This window comes from Streptomyces sp. NPDC058052, from assembly GCF_042885515.1.
Taxonomy (GTDB): Bacteria; Actinomycetota; Actinomycetes; order Streptomycetales; family Streptomycetaceae; genus Streptomyces.
On the sequence record NZ_JBHVRX010000050.1, the window covers coordinates 25,616 to 43,093 of the forward strand.

General features: G+C 75.3%; 16 protein-coding genes. 4 read left to right on the top strand and 12 right to left on the bottom strand.

The window, feature by feature from the left end:
- Window positions 1-35: 35 nt before the first annotated feature.
- The 12 genes from moeZ to ACFVU3_RS37725 all read right to left on the bottom strand — a co-directional run bounded on the left by moeZ (window position 36) and on the right by ACFVU3_RS37725 (window position 15,069).
- A complete protein-coding gene (gene moeZ / locus ACFVU3_RS37670; protein ID WP_189975696.1) occupies window positions 36-1,214 on the bottom strand; it encodes an adenylyltransferase/sulfurtransferase MoeZ in 1,179 nt (392 codons plus the stop codon).
- A 63-nt stretch (window positions 1,215-1,277) separates the two neighbouring features.
- Window positions 1,278-2,027, bottom strand: coding sequence for a spherulation-specific family 4 protein (locus ACFVU3_RS37675; protein WP_390073295.1), 750 nt, complete (start codon window positions 2,025-2,027; stop codon window positions 1,278-1,280).
- On the bottom strand, window positions 2,015-2,986 hold the full coding sequence (locus ACFVU3_RS37680) for an NAD-dependent epimerase/dehydratase family protein (protein ID WP_390073296.1): 972 nt from the start codon (window positions 2,984-2,986) through the stop codon (window positions 2,015-2,017). Before ACFVU3_RS37680 ends, ACFVU3_RS37675 begins: the two co-directional genes overlap by 13 nt.
- Before the next feature lie 123 nt (window positions 2,987-3,109).
- Window positions 3,110-4,756 (bottom strand): hypothetical protein, encoded by a 1,647-nt coding sequence (locus ACFVU3_RS37685; RefSeq protein WP_390073297.1) that lies wholly within the window; start codon window positions 4,754-4,756, stop codon window positions 3,110-3,112.
- A 13-nt stretch (window positions 4,757-4,769) separates the two neighbouring features.
- Window positions 4,770-6,431 carry a glycosyltransferase gene (locus ACFVU3_RS37690; RefSeq protein ID WP_390073307.1) on the bottom strand — a complete coding sequence of 554 codons (1,662 nt, stop codon included), beginning with the start codon at window positions 6,429-6,431 and terminating at the stop codon, window positions 4,770-4,772.
- A 356-nt stretch (window positions 6,432-6,787) separates the two neighbouring features.
- Complete coding sequence (locus ACFVU3_RS37695) at window positions 6,788-8,449, bottom strand: dipeptide ABC transporter ATP-binding protein (RefSeq protein ID WP_390073308.1); 1,662 nt, start codon at window positions 8,447-8,449, stop codon at window positions 6,788-6,790.
- A gap of 80 nt (window positions 8,450-8,529) precedes the next feature.
- Window positions 8,530-9,519 (bottom strand): ABC transporter permease, encoded by a 990-nt coding sequence (locus tag ACFVU3_RS37700; RefSeq protein ID WP_390073298.1) that lies wholly within the window; start codon window positions 9,517-9,519, stop codon window positions 8,530-8,532.
- On the bottom strand, window positions 9,516-10,493 hold the full coding sequence (locus tag ACFVU3_RS37705; RefSeq protein WP_390073299.1) for an ABC transporter permease: 978 nt from the start codon (window positions 10,491-10,493) through the stop codon (window positions 9,516-9,518). Before ACFVU3_RS37705 ends, ACFVU3_RS37700 begins: the two co-directional genes overlap by 4 nt.
- A complete protein-coding gene (locus ACFVU3_RS37710; protein ID WP_390073300.1) occupies window positions 10,490-12,220 on the bottom strand; it encodes an ABC transporter substrate-binding protein in 1,731 nt (576 codons plus the stop codon). Before ACFVU3_RS37710 ends, ACFVU3_RS37705 begins: the two co-directional genes overlap by 4 nt.
- Window positions 12,221-12,395: 175 nt before the next feature.
- A complete protein-coding gene (locus ACFVU3_RS37715; RefSeq protein WP_390073301.1) occupies window positions 12,396-12,491 on the bottom strand; it encodes an Ms4533A family Cys-rich leader peptide in 96 nt (31 codons plus the stop codon).
- A gap of 87 nt (window positions 12,492-12,578) precedes the next feature.
- On the bottom strand, window positions 12,579-14,081 hold the full coding sequence (locus tag ACFVU3_RS37720) for a DUF3152 domain-containing protein (RefSeq protein ID WP_390073302.1): 1,503 nt from the start codon (window positions 14,079-14,081) through the stop codon (window positions 12,579-12,581).
- A gap of 7 nt (window positions 14,082-14,088) precedes the next feature.
- Entirely contained in the window at window positions 14,089-15,069 is a 981-nt protein-coding gene (locus ACFVU3_RS37725; RefSeq protein ID WP_390073303.1) for an alpha/beta fold hydrolase, read from the bottom strand.
- Window positions 15,070-15,254: 185 nt separating this feature from the next.
- Here ACFVU3_RS37725 and ACFVU3_RS37730 point away from each other — a divergent pair, with 185 nt between their 5' ends.
- The 4 genes from ACFVU3_RS37730 (at window position 15,255) to ACFVU3_RS37745 (ending at window position 17,389) form a co-directional block, all read left to right on the top strand.
- Entirely contained in the window at window positions 15,255-15,470 is a 216-nt protein-coding gene (locus ACFVU3_RS37730; RefSeq protein ID WP_390073304.1) for a hypothetical protein, read from the top strand.
- A 241-nt stretch (window positions 15,471-15,711) separates the two neighbouring features.
- Entirely contained in the window at window positions 15,712-16,371 is a 660-nt protein-coding gene (locus tag ACFVU3_RS37735) for a TetR/AcrR family transcriptional regulator (RefSeq protein ID WP_376601756.1), read from the top strand.
- A 149-nt stretch (window positions 16,372-16,520) separates the two neighbouring features.
- Window positions 16,521-16,748, top strand: a complete 228-nt coding sequence (locus tag ACFVU3_RS37740; protein ID WP_390073305.1) for a DUF3107 domain-containing protein — start codon at window positions 16,521-16,523, stop codon at window positions 16,746-16,748.
- Window positions 16,749-17,113: 365 nt separating this feature from the next.
- Window positions 17,114-17,389, top strand: coding sequence for a hypothetical protein (locus ACFVU3_RS37745; protein WP_390073306.1), 276 nt, complete (start codon window positions 17,114-17,116; stop codon window positions 17,387-17,389).
- The last annotated feature ends 89 nt before the right edge of the window (window positions 17,390-17,478 follow it).

The following is a 17,478-nucleotide window of genomic DNA, read 5'->3' on the forward strand; positions in this document are numbered from 1 at the left end:
GACCGTCACGCGGTCCGGGGCCTTCGTCGCACCGTCTAGTAGACCGGCTTCTCGGGCTCGATCTGGTGGACCCAGCCGATCACGCCGCCGCCGACGTGCACCGCGTCCGCGAAGCCTGCGGACTTGAGCACGGCGAGGACCTCCGCGCTGCGGACGCCCGTCTTGCAGTGCAGGACGATCTTCTTGTCCTGCGGGAGGTCCTGGAGGGCGGTGCCCATCAGGAACTCGTTCTTCGGGATCAGACGGGCGCCGGGGATCGAGACGATCTCGTACTCGTTCGGCTCGCGGACGTCGATGATGTCGATGTTCTCGCCCTCGTCGATCCACTCCTTGAGCTGCTTCGGAGTGATCGTGGAGCCGAGCGCCGCCTCCTGGGCCTCCTCGGACACGACGCCGCAGAACGCCTCGTAGTCGATGAGCTCGGTGACGGTCGGGTTCTCGCCGCAGACCGCGCAGTTCGGGTCCTTGCGGACCTTCACCTGGCGGTACTGCATCTCCAGGGCGTCGTAGATCATCAGCCGGCCGACGAGCGGCTCGCCGATGCCGGCGAGGAGCTTGATGGCCTCGTTGACCTGGATGGAGCCGATGGACGCGCAGAGCACGCCCAGGACGCCGCCCTCGGCGCAGGAGGGGACCATGCCCGGCGGCGGGGGCTCCGGGTAGAGGCAGCGGTAGCAGGGACCGTGCTCGGACCAGAAGACGGACGCCTGGCCGTCGAACCGGTAGATCGAGCCCCAGACGTACGGCTTGTTCAGCAGCACGCACGCGTCGTTCACCAGGTAACGGGTGGCGAAGTTGTCCGTGCCGTCGACGATCAGGTCGTACTGGCTGAAGATGTCCATCACGTTGTCGGCTTCGAGCCGCTCCTCGTGCAGGACCACGTTCACGTACGGGTTGATGCCGAGCACGCTGTCGCGCGCCGACTCCGCCTTGGAGCGGCCGATGTCCGCCTGGCTGTGGATGATCTGGCGCTGGAGGTTCGACTCGTCGACCTCGTCGAACTCCACGATGCCGAGCGTGCCCACGCCGGCGGCGGCCAGGTACATCAGCGCCGGCGAGCCGAGGCCACCGGCGCCGACGGCCAGCACCTTGGCGTTCTTCAGCCGCTTCTGCCCGTCCATCCCGACGTCCGGGATGATCAGGTGGCGGGAGTACCTGCGGACCTCGTCTACGGTGAGCTCGGCGGCCGGCTCGACCAGGGGTGGCAGCGACACGGGGACTCCGGTTGTCGGTATGTCAGTACGGTTGTTCTCCCCGTAACACTGCCACGCCCCTTCTCATTCCGAGACACCCGGTCCGATACGCGAGACGATTTCGTCCCAGTAGCCGGGCAGCGAGTGAAATGGCGCGTTCTGTCCCGGGGCTCCGCCGGCCCCGCCGGTGCGGTCCGTGAAGAAGATCGTGCCCGCGCCCTGCCACCGGGCGATCCGCAGCGCCTCGTCGAGATGGGTGCGCGGCACCCCGTGGACGAAGTGCGCGAACTTCCCCTCCGGGTACTCCGCCGTCCACTCCGCCACCTGCGACCAGCGGTAGTCCACCCAGGCGCCGGAGAAGGTGACCAGCTGGTCCGCCGCCTCCGCGTAGCCGGGATACGGATGGCTGCCCTGGCCCAGGACGAGGTGGGCGTCGCCGCCGAGGAGGGCCGACAGGGTGGTCGTGACCCTTCTCACTCCGGGCAGGTCCGCCCGGTCGGTGGGACAGCGGTCCAGGTAGAAGCCGCCGACCCGGTACCAGTCGAGGTACCGCTGCGCCTGCGAGACCAGCTCGCCGAAGGGGCGCGAGCCGTGCGCCAGGTCCAGGTGGCCGAGGACCCGCACGCCCGCGTGCCGCAGCCGTCCGGCGGTGTCCAGGCAGTGCGGGTCGGGGCGGCTGCCAGGGCCGTCGGCGACGTTGAGCACCGCCCAGTGCACGGGGGTCCCGGGGCGGGTCAGCTCGGCCCATTCGACCGGGGCGAGCAGCGGATGGGCGTAACCGGGAGCGCCCACGCCGAGCGCCCGGACCGTACCGGTGGCGGTCAGATGCGACACGCCGCCTCCATCCAGATGTCGGCGAGCGACTCCTCCAGGTTGATGCGGGGGCGCCAGCCGAGCCGGTCGCGGGCGGTGCGCACGTCGGCCTGCTGCCAGGGGCCGCAGCCGTCGGGGTACGGGAAGGGGGCGGAGGCCAGCTGTTCGGCGATGGTCGCCTCGGAGCGCGGGGCGCCGATGACGGCCCGCTGGGGGACGCCGTGCGGGGCGTCGACCTCGTGGAGGTTGCCCGCGTAGCCGGCGACCCGGGCGAGGACGGCGGCGGCGTCCCGGAGCCGCACGGCCCGTCCCGTCCCGATGTTGACGACGCCCTGGGCGGCGGAGAGGGAGGCGGCGTGCACGGCGCGGGCCACGTCCCGGACGTCCACGAAGTCCCGCTGCACGCCGAGGCCGCTGAGCTTGAGCTCGCCGTCCCCGGCCTGCATCGCCCGGCGCATCGCCTCGGCGAGCCGGCCGAGCGGGGAGCCGGCGGGGGTGCCGGGGCCGACCGGGGAGAAGACCCGGAGCACGACCGCGTCGAGCCCGGAGCCGAGGACGAGTTCGGTGGCGGCGAGCTTGGAGACGCCGTACGGGCCTCCGGGGCGCGGCACGGCGTCCTCGGCGGTGGAGGAGCCGGGCTGGCTGGGCCCGTACTCGGAGGCGCAGCCGACCTGGACGAGCCGGGCGCCGCAGCCGCTGCGGCGCAGGGCCTCGCAGACGGTGGCGACGGCGACGGTGTTGTGCCGGGTCAGGTCGCGGGCGCCGCCGCGGGTGGCGCCCGCGCAGTTGACGACCACGCCGGGATGGACGGCGTCCAGGAAGCGGGTGAGCGCGCCGGGGCTGCCAGTGGCGAGGTCGAAGCGGACGTCGGCGTCGTCGCCGCGGCCGAGGGCGGTGAGGTGGACCGCCGGGTCGGCGAGCAGCCGGTCGGCGACGAAGCGGCCGATGAAGCCGTTGGCTCCGAGCAGTAGCACCCTCATCGTGCGGCCCCTTCGTGCCGACCGGCCGGTGCTGGGGAGTGAGGGGTCATGGTCTGGGTTCTCCTTGGGGGTGATGAGAGAGGGGCCGGGCGCCCGCGGCGTCGGCTCCGCGGGTGCCCCGGGTCAGGGGGTGGTGTGGGCCGAGGCCCGGGTGAGGGCGCCGGTCGCGTGGGCCAGCAGGCCGAGCGCGGCGGCGCCGCAGACGAGCGCGGGGAGGGCGCCGGCGCCCCAGGCGTCGACGGCGGTCCGTACGGGGACGGCGAGCGCGTCGAAGCCGGGGAGCGGGAGCCGGGCGGCCAGCACGCTCGCGAGGCCGAGGGCTTCGGCGGCGCAGGCGGCGGCGAGGGCGGCGGCGGCCGTCTCGGGATGTCCGTGGACGGTGAGCAGCCGGGCGAGGAGGAGCAGGGCGCCGAGGGCGAGCGCGCCGGCGGTGAGGCCGGTGAGCGCCAGCAGCGCGGTGAGGGCGGCGAGCTGGAGGAGGACGGCGGCGAGGAGCCACGCGCGGGCGCCGGCGGCGAAGTCGGCGAGGCCGCGGCCGGTGGCGATCCGGCGGCGGGCCCGGCCCGCGAAGAGGCGGGCGCACCAGGCGGCGGGCGCGACGGCGAGCGCGAGGCCGAGGAGCGGCGCGGGGTCGAGGCGCCAGGCGCCGTCGGGTCCGCCGGTGAGCACCTGCTCCAGGAGGCCGTCGCCGGCGACGGCGTACGCGAGGAGCCACAGGGTCCAGAGCCGGGCGGCGGGCGCGGGGGCGGCGGCGTGCAGCGGCCCGCGCCGGACGGCGAGGACGAGCGCGCCGGCCAGTCCGAGTGCCCCGGCGGCCCCGGCGGCGAACCGGACGGCCCCGTCGAGGTGGAGCAGGGCGGGCACCAGGAGGGCGGCGGCGGCACCGGGGGCGAGCGCGGCGAGCGCCCACGGCGCGCGGGGCTCGGGCGCGTCCTCGGCGGCCGCGGGTTCCAGGTGGCCGCGGGGCACGCGCGCGTACAGCTCCTCGGCGAGGGAGAAGACGTCACGGTGCCGGTAGCGGGCGGCGGTCCGGTCGGTGAAGCCCCGCGCTTCGAGCCCGGCGGCGATCTCCAGCGGGTCGACGGCGCGGGCGCACAGCTCCCGGTGCCGGTGCATGAGCACTTTGACCGGGTCCCCGGCGCCGCGCCGCGGCGGTGCGACGGCGGGCGCCGGACCGGCGGATCCGGGCGCCTCGCCCCAGGCGGCCCCGGGCCCGGGGGCGACGGGGGCACCGGGGTCGGACGGGGACGGGGACGCGGGCATGGCCTCGGAGTCGGACTCGGGCTGGGACTCGGGCGCGGGCTCGGGCTCGGCGCCGGCCCCTTCCGGCGTTGCCGCGTGCGGGGGCTCGGGCTCGGCGCCGGCCGCCTTCGGCTCTTCCGGCTCTTCCGGTTCCTCCGCGTGTACGGCCCCGGGCCCGGCGTGCTCCGGCGCTTCCGCGGCCACGGGCCCGGTGTCGTCGGCGTCGGCACCGGCCTCCTCGACCGGGGCCTCGACCGGCGCCTCGGCGTGCCCCGGGGCCGGGTCGGCGGCGGGGTGGCGGGGCGGGCCGAAGGCCGAGAGGAGGTCGTCCAGGGCGGACGCGCCGGGGACGGGATCCGGGGAGGCGGGCCGGTGCTCCGCGTGGAGGTCGAGGGTGGGGAGCGGGCCGCCGGGCCCCGGGGCTATGGCGGGGGGCGCGGGTTCCGCGTCCACCGCGGGGGTGCCGAGGAGGGCTTCGGAGCGGGCGTCCCAGGCTCCGGGGCTCGTCGGGGCGGCGGGGCCGCGCATGGGGGTGCCTCCTTCAGGCATCGGGGCCTCCCGTGCCCGCGGCGACGGCCTTCGGCGCCCAGCTGCCCGGGAGGTGCGCCTCGGCGGGGTGGGCGAAGGGCACGTCGGACCCGGCGCGGTGGCGGGCCGGCGCGTGGGAGAGGAGTTCCAGGTAGATGCCGCGGAACGCGGCGAGGTTCTGGTCGACGGTGAAGAGTTCGAGCGCGCGGGCGCGGGCGGCCGCGCCGAGCCGGTACCGGCGCTCGGGGTCGCGCAGCAGCGCGAGGCAGGCGTCGGCGAGCGCCCGGGGGTTGCGCGGGGGGACGACGAGGCCGGTGCCGCCGATGATCTCGACGACCGCGCCGACGTCGGTGGAGACGGTGGCGCGGGCGCAGAACATGGCCTCGACGAGGCTGGCGGGGAAGCCCTCGACGGTGCTGGAGAGGACGACGACGGCGGCGGAGGCGTAGACGCCTTCGAGGGTGGGGGCCTCGGGTCCGCCCAGCTCCTCGAAGGAGACGGGGTTCTCGCCGACGGCGTGGGCGCCCGCGGCCTCGTCGGGGAAGAGCTGGGCGGCGAGCGCGGCGCACTGGGCGAGGTAGGCGCAGTGGTCGGTGCCCTGGTCGGGCTCGCCCCCGTCGGCGGGGACGGAGACGATCCGCAGCCGGGTGTCGGGCCGGCGGGCGCGGAGTTCGGCGAAGGCGTGGAGGAGGGCGACGAGGTCCTTGGCGGGCTCGACGCGGCCGATCCACACGAGGGTGCCCGGTTCGCCGCTCTCCTCGTCCTCGCCGACCTCGGCGAAGCGTCCGGCGGGCATGCCGGGGTGGACGGTGCGGACCCGGTCCCGGTCGGCGCCGAGCTTCTCCTGCCAGCGGCGGGCGTGGGCGTTGCCGGGGGTGAGGAGGGCGGCCTGGCGGTACGTCTCGCCGGCGAGGCGGCCGTGGAGGGCGGCGAGCAGGGTGCGCAGGGCGGTGGAGCGGCCGGTGGCGCCGGGCCGGCCGAGGTAGTGGGAGCGGAGGCCGACGCCGTACTCGGTGACGAGGAGCGGGGTGCCGAAGAAGCGTTTGGCCAGGAGCCCGGGGAGGGCGACGGGACCGCCGGCCGTGGCGTGGCAGAGGTCGGCGGCGCCGAGGGCGGTCTCGTCGTACCAGGCGAGGGAGAGGGGGCGCAGGGCCCGCTCCAGGTGGCCGGCGAAGGCGAGGTGGTCGCGGAGTCCGGCCGCGGCGGCGGCGCGGCGGGCGCCGGGGGCGCGGCAGGCCGCCTCCAGGAGGCGGACGGCCTCGTCGGAGCGGAGCGCGCCGGGCAGTCCGCCGCTGTCGCGGGCGAGGTCGGCGAGGGCGCCGAGGCCGGTGGCGAAGGCGTCCGCGGGGTCGTCGCCGGCCGGGACGGCCGCGGGGGCGGCCTCGGCGGTGAGGCCGGTGGCGAGGGCGTGGAAGCCCTCGGCGAAGCGGCGGCGGTCGCGGCGGCCGTAGGCGCGGCGGCCGGCGCGCTCGGGCGGTCCGGCGGGGAGGGCGCCTTCGCCGGTGGCGGGGACGGGCCGGGTGTTGGGGGGCAGCGGGACGGCGGGGAGGGGGCCGCCGACGGCGTACAGGTCGAAGTCGTGGGGGGCGAGGCCGCGGACGAGCCGCTGCCACCAGCCACCGGTGTCACCGGTGGCGCACGGGGTGCCACCCTCCGTGAGCAGTCCGATCCGCACGAGCACACACCCCCGGTCTCCCTCGACGGCGCCCACCGGTCCCGTCGGTGGCGCGCTGCGGTCCTTCGGCGGGAGTCCCAGGGCGGGAATCCCGCAGCGGGAAGAACGTAAGCGCAGGGGAGGGTGGTGGGGGGGGCGGGGGTGGGGGGGCGCCCCCCCCACGGGGGGGGCACCGGCCATTAACAACCCGCGCGGGGGGGGGCGGGGGTCGCGCCCCGCGGGGGGCCCCCCTTGGGGGGGGGGGGGGGGGGGGCGCGGCGGGGCCCCCCCCCCCACCACCGGAAGGGGTGAATGCACGTAACTTTCCCAGGCCGGTCGCGTTCGGTCGCGGTACGCGCCGGTGGGGTCACGGAGGGTCAGACTCCCGCGGGTTCGGGCCGGTGCGCGCGGCGGGCCCTGCGCTCCTCCGCGAGGGCCGGGTCGAGGGCGGGCACGGCGGCGAGCAGCCGCCGGGTGTACGGGTCGGCGGGGGTGTCGTAGACCTGGGCGACGGTGCCCTGTTCGACGATGCGGCCGCCGCGCATGACGGCGACGCGGTCGCTGACCCGGCGGACGACGGCGAGGTCGTGGGCGATGAAGACGAGGCCGAGGCCGAGTTCGGCCTGGAGGTCGGCGAGCAGGGCGGTGACCTGGGCCTGGGTGGTGACGTCGAGGGCGGAGACGGGTTCGTCGCAGACGATGACGCGGGGTTCGGCGGCGAGGGCGCGGGCGATGCCGACGCGCTGGCGCTGGCCGCCGCTGAACTCGTGCGGGTAGGCGTCGATCCGGTCCGGGTCGAGGCCGACCCGGTCGAGGAGGTCGCGGACGCGGGCGCGGGCCGCGCCCTCCCCCGGCCCGCGGGGGGTGAACTCGGCGATGGAGTCGCCGATGGTCCGGCGGGGGTTGAGCGAGGAGGCGGGATCCTGGAAGACGAGCTGGAGTTCGCGCCGGAAGGGGCGGAGGCGGCGCTCGTCCAGTCGGCCTATCTCCTCGCCCCGGTAGCGGAGTTCGCCGCCGGTGGGGTCGAGGAGGCGGACGAGCATCCGGCCGAGGGTGGTCTTGCCGCTGCCGGACTCGCCGACGAGGCCGAGGGTCTCCCCCGCGTGGAGGGTGAGGGAGGCGTCGGCGACGGCGGTCACGGCGGACGGGCCGCGCCCGAACTCCCTCCGCAGGCCGACGGCTTCGAGGAGCGGTTCGCCCTTCGGCGGGCCGGCCGGGGGGCGCGGCGGTTCGTCGAGCCGGGGCACGGCGGCGAGGAGCCGCCGGGTGTAGGGGGCGGCGGGGGCGGCGAGCACCCGGGCGACGGGGCCGCGTTCGACCTCGCGGCCGTCGCGCATGACGAGGACCTCGTCGGCGCTCTCCGCGGCGACGCCGACGTCGTGGGTGACGAGGAGGAGGGCGGTGCCGGTCTCGTGGCGCAGGTCGTGGAGGAGGTCGAGGATCTGGGCCTGGACGGTCACGTCGAGGGCGGTGGTCGGTTCGTCGGCGACGATGATCCGGGGGTCGCAGGCGAGGGCCATGGCGAGCAGGGCGCGCTGGCGCATGCCGCCGCTGAACTCGTGGGGGCGGGAGCGGGCCCGGCGGGCGGCGTCGGGGATGCCGACGCGGTCCAGGACCTCGGTGGCGCGGGCGCGGGCGGCCCGGCGGGAGACGGCGTGGTGGAGCCGGTGGACCTCGGCGATCTGGTCGCCGATGGGGAGGTAGGGGTCGAGGGCGGAGAGCGGGTCCTGGAAGACCATGGCGGCGGTGCCGCCGCGGAGCCTGCGGAGGGCGGCGGTCGGCGCGGTGGCGGGGTCGGTGCCGTCGACGAGCACGGTGCCGGTGACGCGGGCTCCGGTGCCGCGGTGGAGGCCGAGGAGGGCGGCGGCGACGGTGGACTTGCCGCTGCCGGACTCGCCGACGAGGGCGAGCGCGCGGCCGGCCTCCAGGGTGAGGGAGAGCCGGTCGACGGCGCGTACGGTCCCGTCGGCGGTGTCGAACTCGACGGTGAGGTCCCGGACCTCGACGAGCGGCCGGCCGGTGGCAGGGCCGTCCGTGATCGGCCGGCCGGCGGCAGGGCCGTCCGTGATCGGGCGGCCGGCGGCGGGGCGGTCCTCGGTCGGGCGGTCTGCGGGCGGGGTCACGTCAGGACCACCCTTCGGTCGGCGGCGGCGTGGAGCAGGTCGGCGAGGACTCCGGCGAGGACGACGAAGGTGCCCATGACGAGGGTGACGCCGACGACCACGGGCAGGTCGATCTCGCGGACGCCGTCGATGAGGGTGCGGCCGAGCCCGGGGATGCCGAAGAGGGATTCGGTGAGGACGGCTCCGCCGAACATGGAGCCGAGGTCGACGGCGCTGACCGCGACGACGGGCGGGACGGCGCCGCGCAGGGCGTGCCGGGTGACGAGGCTCCGCTCGGAGGCGCCGTAGGCGCGGAAGGTGCGGATGTGGTCGTCGGCGAGCGTCTCCAGGACGGAGGCGCGCGTGAGCCGGGCGTACTTGGCGGACTCGAAGAGGCCGAGGGTGAGCCAGGGCAGCAGCATGTTCCAGGCCCACTGCTCGGGGTCCTCGCCGAGCGGCACGTACGTCGGGAAGGGCAGCCACTGGAGGTAGGCGCAGACGGCCATCAGGAGGAGCAGGCCGAGGATGAAGACGGGGGTGCCGGTGCCGGCGAGGGTGAGGACGGTGAGGATCCGCTCGGTGGGGCCGCCGCGGCGGAGCGCGGAGAGGAGTCCGGTGCCGACGCCGACGAGGAGCCAGACGACGAGGGCGCCGAGGGCGAGGGAGGCGGTGGCGGGGAGCCGTTCCAGGATGAGCGCCGTGACCTGCTGGTCGTTCTGGTACGAGAGCCCGAGGCAGGGCGCGTCGCAGGACACGAGCGCGGTGCCCGTCGAGTACTCCCGGCCGGCGACGATGCCCTGGAGGAAGTGCAGGTACTGGGTGAGGACCCCGTCCTCCAGGCCCAGCTGGGCGCGGACCTGGGCGATCTGCGCCGGGTTGCAGCGTTCGCCGCAGGCCAGTCGGGCGGGGTCGCCGGGGACGACGTAGAAGAGCGCGTACACGAGGACGGAGAGCGCGAGGAGGACGAGTGCGGCGCCGGCGAGACGGCGCAGCAGGTAGCGGGTCATCGGGCGGTCTCCTTGGCGGTGCCGACGCGCAGCCGGCTCGCCTCGCGCGGGTCGAGGGCGGTGCGGACCGCGTCGCCGAGGACGGTGAAGGCGAGCACGGTGACGAAGAGGAAGCCGGCGGGCAGCAGGACGTAGGCGGGGTCGGCGCGGAACCAGGTCTGGGCGGTGGAGAGCATCTGCCCCCAGGAGGGGGTGGGCGGGGTGACGCCCACGCCGAGGAAGGAGAGGGACGCCTCGACGACGATGTTGGTGGGGACGAGAATGGCCGCGTAGGTGAGGACGGGGGCGGCGAGCGCCGGGAGGAGTTCGCGGCGGGCGGTGCGCCACCGGCCGGAGCCGGCGAGCCGGGCGGCGGAGACGAAGTCGAGGTTCTTGAGGGCGAGGGTCTGGGCGCGGACGATCCGGGAGGTGCCGGCCCAGCCGAGCAGGCCGATGACGAGGATCAGCAGCAGGGGGCGGGGGAAGCCGCGGGGGACGACGGCGGTCAGCGCGATGGCGAGGACGAGCATCGGCAGGGCGACGAGGACGTCGGTGACCCGGCCGAGGAGGCCGTCGACCCAGCGGTTGCCGAGTCCGGCGGCGAGGCCGACGAGCAGGCCGATGAGGATCTGGAGGGTGGTGGCGCCGACGGCGACGAGGAGCGAGATCCGGGCGCCGTACAGGAGGCGGACGAAGAGGTCGCGTCCGGTGCCGGGTTCGACGCCGAGCCAGTGGTCGGCGCTCGCGCCGCCGAAGGCGCCGTACGGGACGCCGCCGCGGGCCGAGTCGACGAGGTCGTCGTGGTAGGCGTACGGGTCCTGGCCGGTGAGCGCGGCGAGGAGCGGCGCGGCGGCGGCGAGGAGGATCAGCAGGAGCAGGACGGCGGCGGAGACGAGGGCGGCCGGGCGGGTGCGGAGCCGTCGCCACACCTGCCGGGCGGCGCCCGTGGCGGGGGTGCCCGCCACGGGCGCCGGTACGCCGGTCACCGCGGTCACTTGACGGCGACCTGGGAGATGTCGAGGACGCCGGTCCAGTCGCTGATGACGACGTTCTTGACGTCCTTGCCGACGAGCCGCTTGTAGACCGGGTGGAAGAGCGGCACGTCGAGGGCCCGCTCGCCGATCTTCTTGTCGAGGGCGCCCCAGCGGGGTGCGGCGGCGGCGAGGTCGGTCAGCTTGTTGATCTCGTCGATCTCCTTGTTGACCGCGGGGTCGTTCAGCTGGGCGTGGTTGTAGTTGGAGCCGTTGGCGACGATCTGGCGGCCGTCGAAGATGGGGGCGAGGAAGGCGCTGCCGGCGGGCCAGTCGGCGCCCCAGCGGGAGAGGAAGAAGCCGGGGGCGTCCTTGACGCTCCAGCGCTTCTCGTTGAAGGAGTTGGGCTCCTGGCCGTCGAGCTCGACGGTGATGCCGGCCTTGGCGAGGGCCTCCTGGACGGCGGTGGCGATCTCGGGGCTGGTGGCGCGGTTCTGGGCGGTGGAGTGGAGCAGGGTGACCTTGAGGCCGTCCGGGAAGCCGGCCTCCTTCAGGAGCTGCTTGGCCTTCTCCGGGTCGCCGGTCTTCCCGGCCGGGAAGTGGTCGTAGGGCTCGAAGCCGAACGCCTTCTTCTCGGGGAGGAAGGTGGTGGCGGGCTCGGCGAGGGCGGAGCCGCCGGCGGCGTTGACGACGCTGGTGCGGTTGATGGCGTACGAGATCGCCTGGCGCACCTTCGGGTTGTCGAAGGGCTTCACCTTGGGGTTGAAGGCGATGTAGTTGGTGAAGCCGAAGCGTCCGGTGCCGACGCGGGCGGCGAGCGCCTTGTCGGAGCCGATCTGGGCGAGTTCGGCCGGGCCGAGGTTGGTGTCGGTGGTGACGGCGGCGGAGTCGGCGCCGGCGGAGGTGGCGAGGCGCTGGTTGATGACGGCCTCGTCGAGGCCGGAGCGGACGTCGATCCGGTCCGGGTACGCCTTGCGCTCCTCGTCGGTCTTCGGGTCCCAGTGCTCGTTGCGCTCCAGGACCAGCCGCTCGCCGTCGTTCTCGTTCTCGACGACCTTGTACGGCCCCGAGGAGACCGGGTGCTCCTCGTACTTCGCTCCGGTGTCCTTGGCCTTGGGGACGGGGGCGAACTGGGTCTGGGTGGCGACGAAGGGGAACTCGCCCTCGGGCTTCTTCAGCTTGAAGACGATGGTCCGCGGGTCGGGGGTGACGATGGAGGCGAGGCCCTTGGAGTCCTTGTAGGGGCCCTGGTAGGTGTCGCCGCCGATGAGCCAGTCGCGCAGGTAGGGGGCGCCGCCGGAGAGTTCGGCGGCGAAGGAGCGCTCGATGCCGTACTTGACGTCGGCGCTGGTGATCGGGGTTCCGTCCTCGTACTTCAGGCCGTCCTTGAGGGTGTACGTCCACTCGGTGGCGTCCTTGTTGGGGCGGCCGGTGTCGGTGGCGAGGTCGGGGACGACCTGGGTGCCGGCGGCCCCGGCCTCGCGGTTGCGGGTGGTGAGGGTGCGGAAGACGAGGGAGGGGACGTTGCCGCCGCCGGAGGTGTAGAGCCGGGCGGGGTCGAAGTCGCTCTGGGCCTCGGAGTTGAGGACGGTGAGCGTGCCGCCCTTCTGCGGTGCCGCGCCGGCGGTCCTGCCGGAGCCGGCCTTGTCGCCCGCCTCCTGGGGTCCGGCGCAGGCGGCGACGCCCGTGGTCAGGACGAGACCGGTGGCGGCGACGGCCAGGCGGCGCGAAAGAGCGGACGAAGGGCGCATGGGAAGGAGACCTCTCGCGTGAACTGCGGTAAGGGAAAAGGGAATTCCGCAGACGCGAGGAGAACACCGGAAGGGGGCGCGCCTGCGGGAATGCGGGCACGGCCGGAAAAGGGGGATCGGTCGCCGGCGCACACCCGGATGAACGGGTTCCCGGGCAGGAATGCGCCGGGAGGCGTCAGCGACAGAGAATGTCGGCGACGGTGTGTCCGGTCACGCCGAAGAGCGCCAGCTCAAGGGCGGCGCGATCGGAGACGGCGTGACGGTGCGACATGCCGAGAAATATCTACGAACGCCTGAACGATGTCAACGCGCCGAACGGTTTCCTGAGACAGGCGTCTCAGTATGTGGACCGCCAGGCTCAACTCCCCGGGTGCACCCAGGGGTTGGGGCGGCAGGCGATGTCGTCGATCTCCAGGGACTTCGTCTGCTGCTGCATCACCGGCGCCAGGGCGCCCGGCGTACGGCACGTCACATGGTTGTGGCCGAGCCGGTGTCCGACCTCGTGGTTGATGAGCATCTGCCGGTAGGCGTGCATCGCCTTGGGACCGAAGGTCTCGGAGCCCTGCGCCCAGCGGAAGGCGTTGATCATCACGCGTTCGGTGGAGGCCGAGTCGCAGGAGACGTTGTCGACGGTGGTGTCGAGACCGGACTTGGCGCACCACTTGCCGGTGGTGCCGGGGCTGGCGAGGGTGATGACGAAGTCGGGCTCGCCGCTGGAGATCCGCTCGAAGGTCATGGCGCCCTGACCGGCCCAGCTGCGCTTGTCGTTGAGGGTCTGCTGGACGGCCCGGGCGAAGAGCCCGGCGTCGAGGCCGAGGCCCTTCTCGACGTCCACCCGGTAGCGGTGCTTCTGTCCCGTCCCGGGCGCCTTGTCGAGCCCGGGCACCGCCTCGAAGTCGCCGGAGCCGGTGAGCTTCGGGTCGATCGGGAACTGGCGGGTCATCAACTGCTCGTACGTGGGCGCCGGCTGCCGTTTCACGGGGGCCGGGCTCGACGGGGTGATCCGCTCGTCGGAGCGGGAGGCGGAGTCCTGCGAGGCCCGCTCGGCGGGCTGCTGCGCGGCGCGGACGGCAGGGGCGCCGTCCTCGCGGTCGGCGACCTGGCCGGCGACGACGATCGCGAGGCAGGTGGTGACGGCGGCGGCCGCGATCCCGGTGAGCGCCCGGCCCTTGCCGCCCTTGCCCGGCGCCTCCTCGGCGCCGGTGCCGGCCGCGGGGGCGTCGGGGCCGGCGGGCGGGGCCGCGGCGGCCCGGCGCGGGCCGGGGATCAGGGGCGCGGTGCCGGTGGCGGGCCCGTACCGCTCGGGCGCGGGCCGGCCGGCCTCCTCGTGCGCGGGATGCCCGCCGCGGACCGGGATGCCGTGGGCGGGCGTGTGCGGCACACCGTGCGCGGGCGTGTCGAACGCGCCACCGCCGTAGCCGGGGGCGCGGTGGACGGGCGTGCCGTGCGCAGGGGTGCCGTGGGCGGGAGTCCCATGGGCAGGGGTGCCGTGGGCCGGGGTGCCGTGGGCGGCGGCCCGGTGGCTCGGCGTCCCCTGCGCGGGGGTGCCGTGCGCCGGGGTCCCGTACCCGGGCGGCGCGCTCTGCCCGGGGGCGCCGTACGCCGGAGCCCCGTACGCCGGAGTCCCCTGGGCGGGGGTGCCGTAGCCGTGGAGGGTGCCCTGGCCGCGGGTGGTGCCCCGGGCCGCGCCGTACTCGTCCGGACCGTCGGAGGCCCTGCGGCGCCGGCCGGTGCCCGCCCCGCCGTCGGCCGGCGGAGCGGGCACGGTGCCGCCCGTCTGCGTGCGCGCGGCGTCGGCCACCGGGGTGCGCCCGGTGTCGCCCACCGTGGGCGCGGGCCCCTTGCGACTATGTCGTCCCACCCCGGGTTCAGCTCCCGTCGTGCCGCGCGTCGTGGTTCGCGATCAGTTCCCGCGCGGCAGCGGCGACCGTCTCGGGGTACTCCATCATCGCCACGTGGCCGGCGTCGGGCAGGCTCAGCAGCCGCGAGCCCCGGAAGGCGGCGGCGGCCCTGCGGGCCATCCGGTACGAGACGAGCCGGTCACGGCCGCCGTAGATCAGGAGGGTGGGCGCGAGCACCCGCTCCGCCTGCCGCCACAGGCCGTGCTGGCCGCCGAGCGTATAGGCGTCGACGATTCCGCGCGAGGACCTGGCCATGGCGTCCCAGAAATAAGGGAGTTCCAGCCGGCGCTCCATCTCCTCGACGGCGTGCCGGAACCCCTCCTCGGTGACCTGTCCGGGATCCCCGTAACAGAGCGAGAGGACGCCGCGGACGCGCTGCTCGGCGGTCCAGTCCCGGGACAGATGGGCGAAGAGGCCCGCGACACCGGGCACGGCGAGCAGCGCCGTCGGCCAGGCGGTGCGCTGGGCGCGCAGCTCGGGCAGGGCCGGCGAGACGAGGCTCAGGGTGCGGACCAGGTCGGGACGGACCGCGGCGACCCGGGTGGCGACGGCGCCGCCCATCGAGTTGCCGAAGAGGTGGACCGGGCCGCGGCCGGAGGCGTCGAGCAGCCGGATGACGGCCCGGGCGTGCCCGGTGACCGAGTAGTTGCCGTCGTCGGGCGGCGGGGAGTCGCCGAAGCCGGGCAGGTCGACGGCCTCGCCGTCGACGAGGTCGGCGAGCAGCGGCATCAGCGCGGACCAGTTCTGCGAGGAACCGCCGAGGCCGTGCACGTACAGCGCGGGCGGCAGACCGGGGCGGCCGCCGGGCCGGGAGCGCACGGTGAGGGTGAGACCGGGGAGCGCGACGGAGCGGAGCTCCTCGCCGTCGGCGACCCGGACGGCGCGCGGACGCGGCGCCGGCGGAACGGTGTCGGCGGTCCGGGTTTCCGGCAGCTCGGTCGAGGACATGGCCGCAATATTACGAGACGATCACGCGCGCTCGGGTGTGGGTGCGGTCACAGGCCGCGTGGCGCCCCGCCCGGGCCCCCGCCGGCGGCGGCTCGGGTGCGGCGGGGCGCGCGGACTCCTACGCTCGTAGAGAGGGTCATCGGCGCGGGCGGCCGCCCGCGCGCGGGCAGGACGGAAGGAATCGCATGACTGTCGATCCGTCCGAGCCGGACACGTTCCCCGAGGAAGAGGGCGCCGTGCTCGACGAGGAAGTCCCGGAGGCCGACGCGGCCGAGCAGCACACGGAACTGCGTCCGAGGGAGGACGAACCGCTCAGCGACATCGACCACGAGGCGGCCGACGAGGGCGACGCCTCCGAGCAGGCGCGCGTCGTCACCCTCGACGAGGACGACTACCGCTGACGGCCGCCGGGCAGGCGCCCGGGACCGCCGCCGTCCGCCTTCGGCCGACGCCCGTCGCCGCGCACCGTGGACGGCTGTCGCCGACTACCGCTGATTTGTTCGGTTTAATCTTGAATAGCCTGTCGACCGCGGCGTCCGGTCCGTGAAATTCTGCGTCCGCACCGCGCACAGCCGGGTTACCCAAAAGTACGATGGCGGCGCGGCGCGACAGCGCACATGGATCGAATTCTTGGGAGGCCGCGTGAGCGCCATCGAGCAGACAGAGGCAGCACGCCCTCGCGGTACGCGGCTGCCGCGCCGTGCCCGGCGGAACCAGCTGCTCGGCGCGGCCCAGGAGGTCTTCGTCGCCCAGGGCTACCACTCCGCGGCCATGGACGACATCGCCGAGCGGGCGGGCGTCAGCAAGCCGGTGCTCTACCAGCACTTCCCCGGGAAGCTGGAGCTCTACCTGGCCCTGCTCGACCAGCACTGCGAGTCCCTGCTCCACGCGGTGCGCACCGCCCTCGCCTCCACCTCGGACAACAAGCTGCGGGTGGCGGCCACCATGGACGCCTACTTCGCCTACGTCGAGGACGAGGGCGGCGCCTTCCGTCTCGTCTTCGAGTCCGACCTCACCAACGAGCCGGCTGTCCGCGAGCGCGTGGACCGGGTGAGCCTCCAGTGCGCCGAGGCGATCTCCGAGGTCATCGCCGAGGACACCGGGCTGTCCACGGACGAGTCGATGCTGCTCGCGGTGGGCCTCGGCGGCGTCTCCCAGGTCGTCGCCCGCTACTGGCTCTCCAGCGAGTCCCCGATCCCCCGCGACACGGCCGTCTCGCTGCTCACCTCGCTCGCCTGGCGCGGCATCGCGGGCTTCCCGCTGCACCCGGTGGACGGTCAGCTGAGCGCCGAGGGCCACTGACCCTCCGGGCCCGCGCGCGTTCCGTTCCCCGTGGATGTTCGCTCCTGGCGTGCCCCGACCGGTCCGTGCGCGTCCCCTCACCGGGCTAGTGTGTGCAGCGTACGGCGCGGGATCATCGCGCAACGCTGACCGTTCGGAGGGACATAGCCGTGGAGGTCAAGATCGGCGTGCAGCACGCACCCCGGGAGATCGTTCTGGAGAGCGGGCAGTCCGCCGAGGACGTGGAGCGCGCCGTCGCCGACGCGCTGTCCGGCAAGGCGCCGCTGCTCAGCCTTGAGGACGACAAGGGCCGTCGGGTCCTGGTCCCGTCGGACAAGATCGCGTACGTGGAGCTCGGCGAGACCGCGGTGCGCCGGGTGGGCTTCGGCACGCTCTGAGCCGCGACTCCGCACGAGGAGGCCCGGAGGGACACCCGTCCCTCCGGGCCTCCTCGCGTGGCGCCCGCGGGTCTTCTCCCGACCGCCCGCGGGCCGTGCCGGGGCCGCTCGCGCGGACCCGCCCCGGGCCGCGCCCGGGCTCCGCGCGCGCCCGCGGTCCGGTCCTCCCCCGGGGCTCCGTCCGTACGGCCGTCCGGGTGTCCTCGCGAGGCCGCCCGGGGGCTTGCCGGGCGCGGCTCCCGGGCGCGCGGGCCCCGGAGGCGGGGCGCCCCACCGGGGCGCGGGGAGGATTGCGTTCCGGCGGCCCGGGGTAGAGGGGCCTTGACCGCACCACCCGCCCCGCACCCCTCGCGAGGTGACCCACCGTGTTCCTGGAAGCCCTCGGCTCCGCCCTGCTCGGACTCGCCCTGGCCTGGGCCGCCGCGCACCGCCTGCCCGACCGCCTCCCCGCCCGGAGGACCGTACTCCTGACCGGTGCGCTCGGCGCCGTCTTCGGCGCGCTCGTCACCCACGGGGCGCTCGGCCCCGGTCACTTCCTCGCCACCCTCGTCGGCGCCGCCGCGGTGGCGGCCGTCCTGCTCTCGCTGCTCGTGCGCCCGGCCGCCCGCCGGCTCCGCCGATCATCGCCCGCGGCGTACTGACCCGCCGCACCGCACGCGCGACGGCCGCGCGGACCTTCTCCACCGCGAAGTTGCCGTGCCCGGTGTCGTCGAGCACCGCCAGCACCAGG

Bases quoted from the DNA above. Each gene is read 5' to 3' on its own strand.
- ACFVU3_RS37685 (WP_390073297.1), bottom strand. From the start codon at position 4,756: ATGCGCGGCCCCGCCGCCCCGACGAGCCCCGGAGCCTGGGACGCCCGC.
- ACFVU3_RS37680 (WP_390073296.1), bottom strand. From the start codon at position 2,986: ATGAGGGTGCTACTGCTCGGAGCCAACGGCTTCATCGGCCGCTTCGTC.
- ACFVU3_RS37715 (WP_390073301.1), bottom strand. From the start codon at position 12,491: ATGTCGCACCGTCACGCCGTCTCCGATCGCGCCGCCCTTGAGCTGGCG.
- ACFVU3_RS37725 (WP_390073303.1), bottom strand. From the start codon at position 15,069: ATGTCCTCGACCGAGCTGCCGGAAACCCGGACCGCCGACACCGTTCCG.
- ACFVU3_RS37700 (WP_390073298.1), bottom strand. From the start codon at position 9,519: ATGACCCGCTACCTGCTGCGCCGTCTCGCCGGCGCCGCACTCGTCCTC.
- ACFVU3_RS37710 (WP_390073300.1), bottom strand. From the start codon at position 12,220: ATGCGCCCTTCGTCCGCTCTTTCGCGCCGCCTGGCCGTCGCCGCCACC.
- ACFVU3_RS37730 (WP_390073304.1), top strand. From the start codon at position 15,255: ATGACTGTCGATCCGTCCGAGCCGGACACGTTCCCCGAGGAAGAGGGC.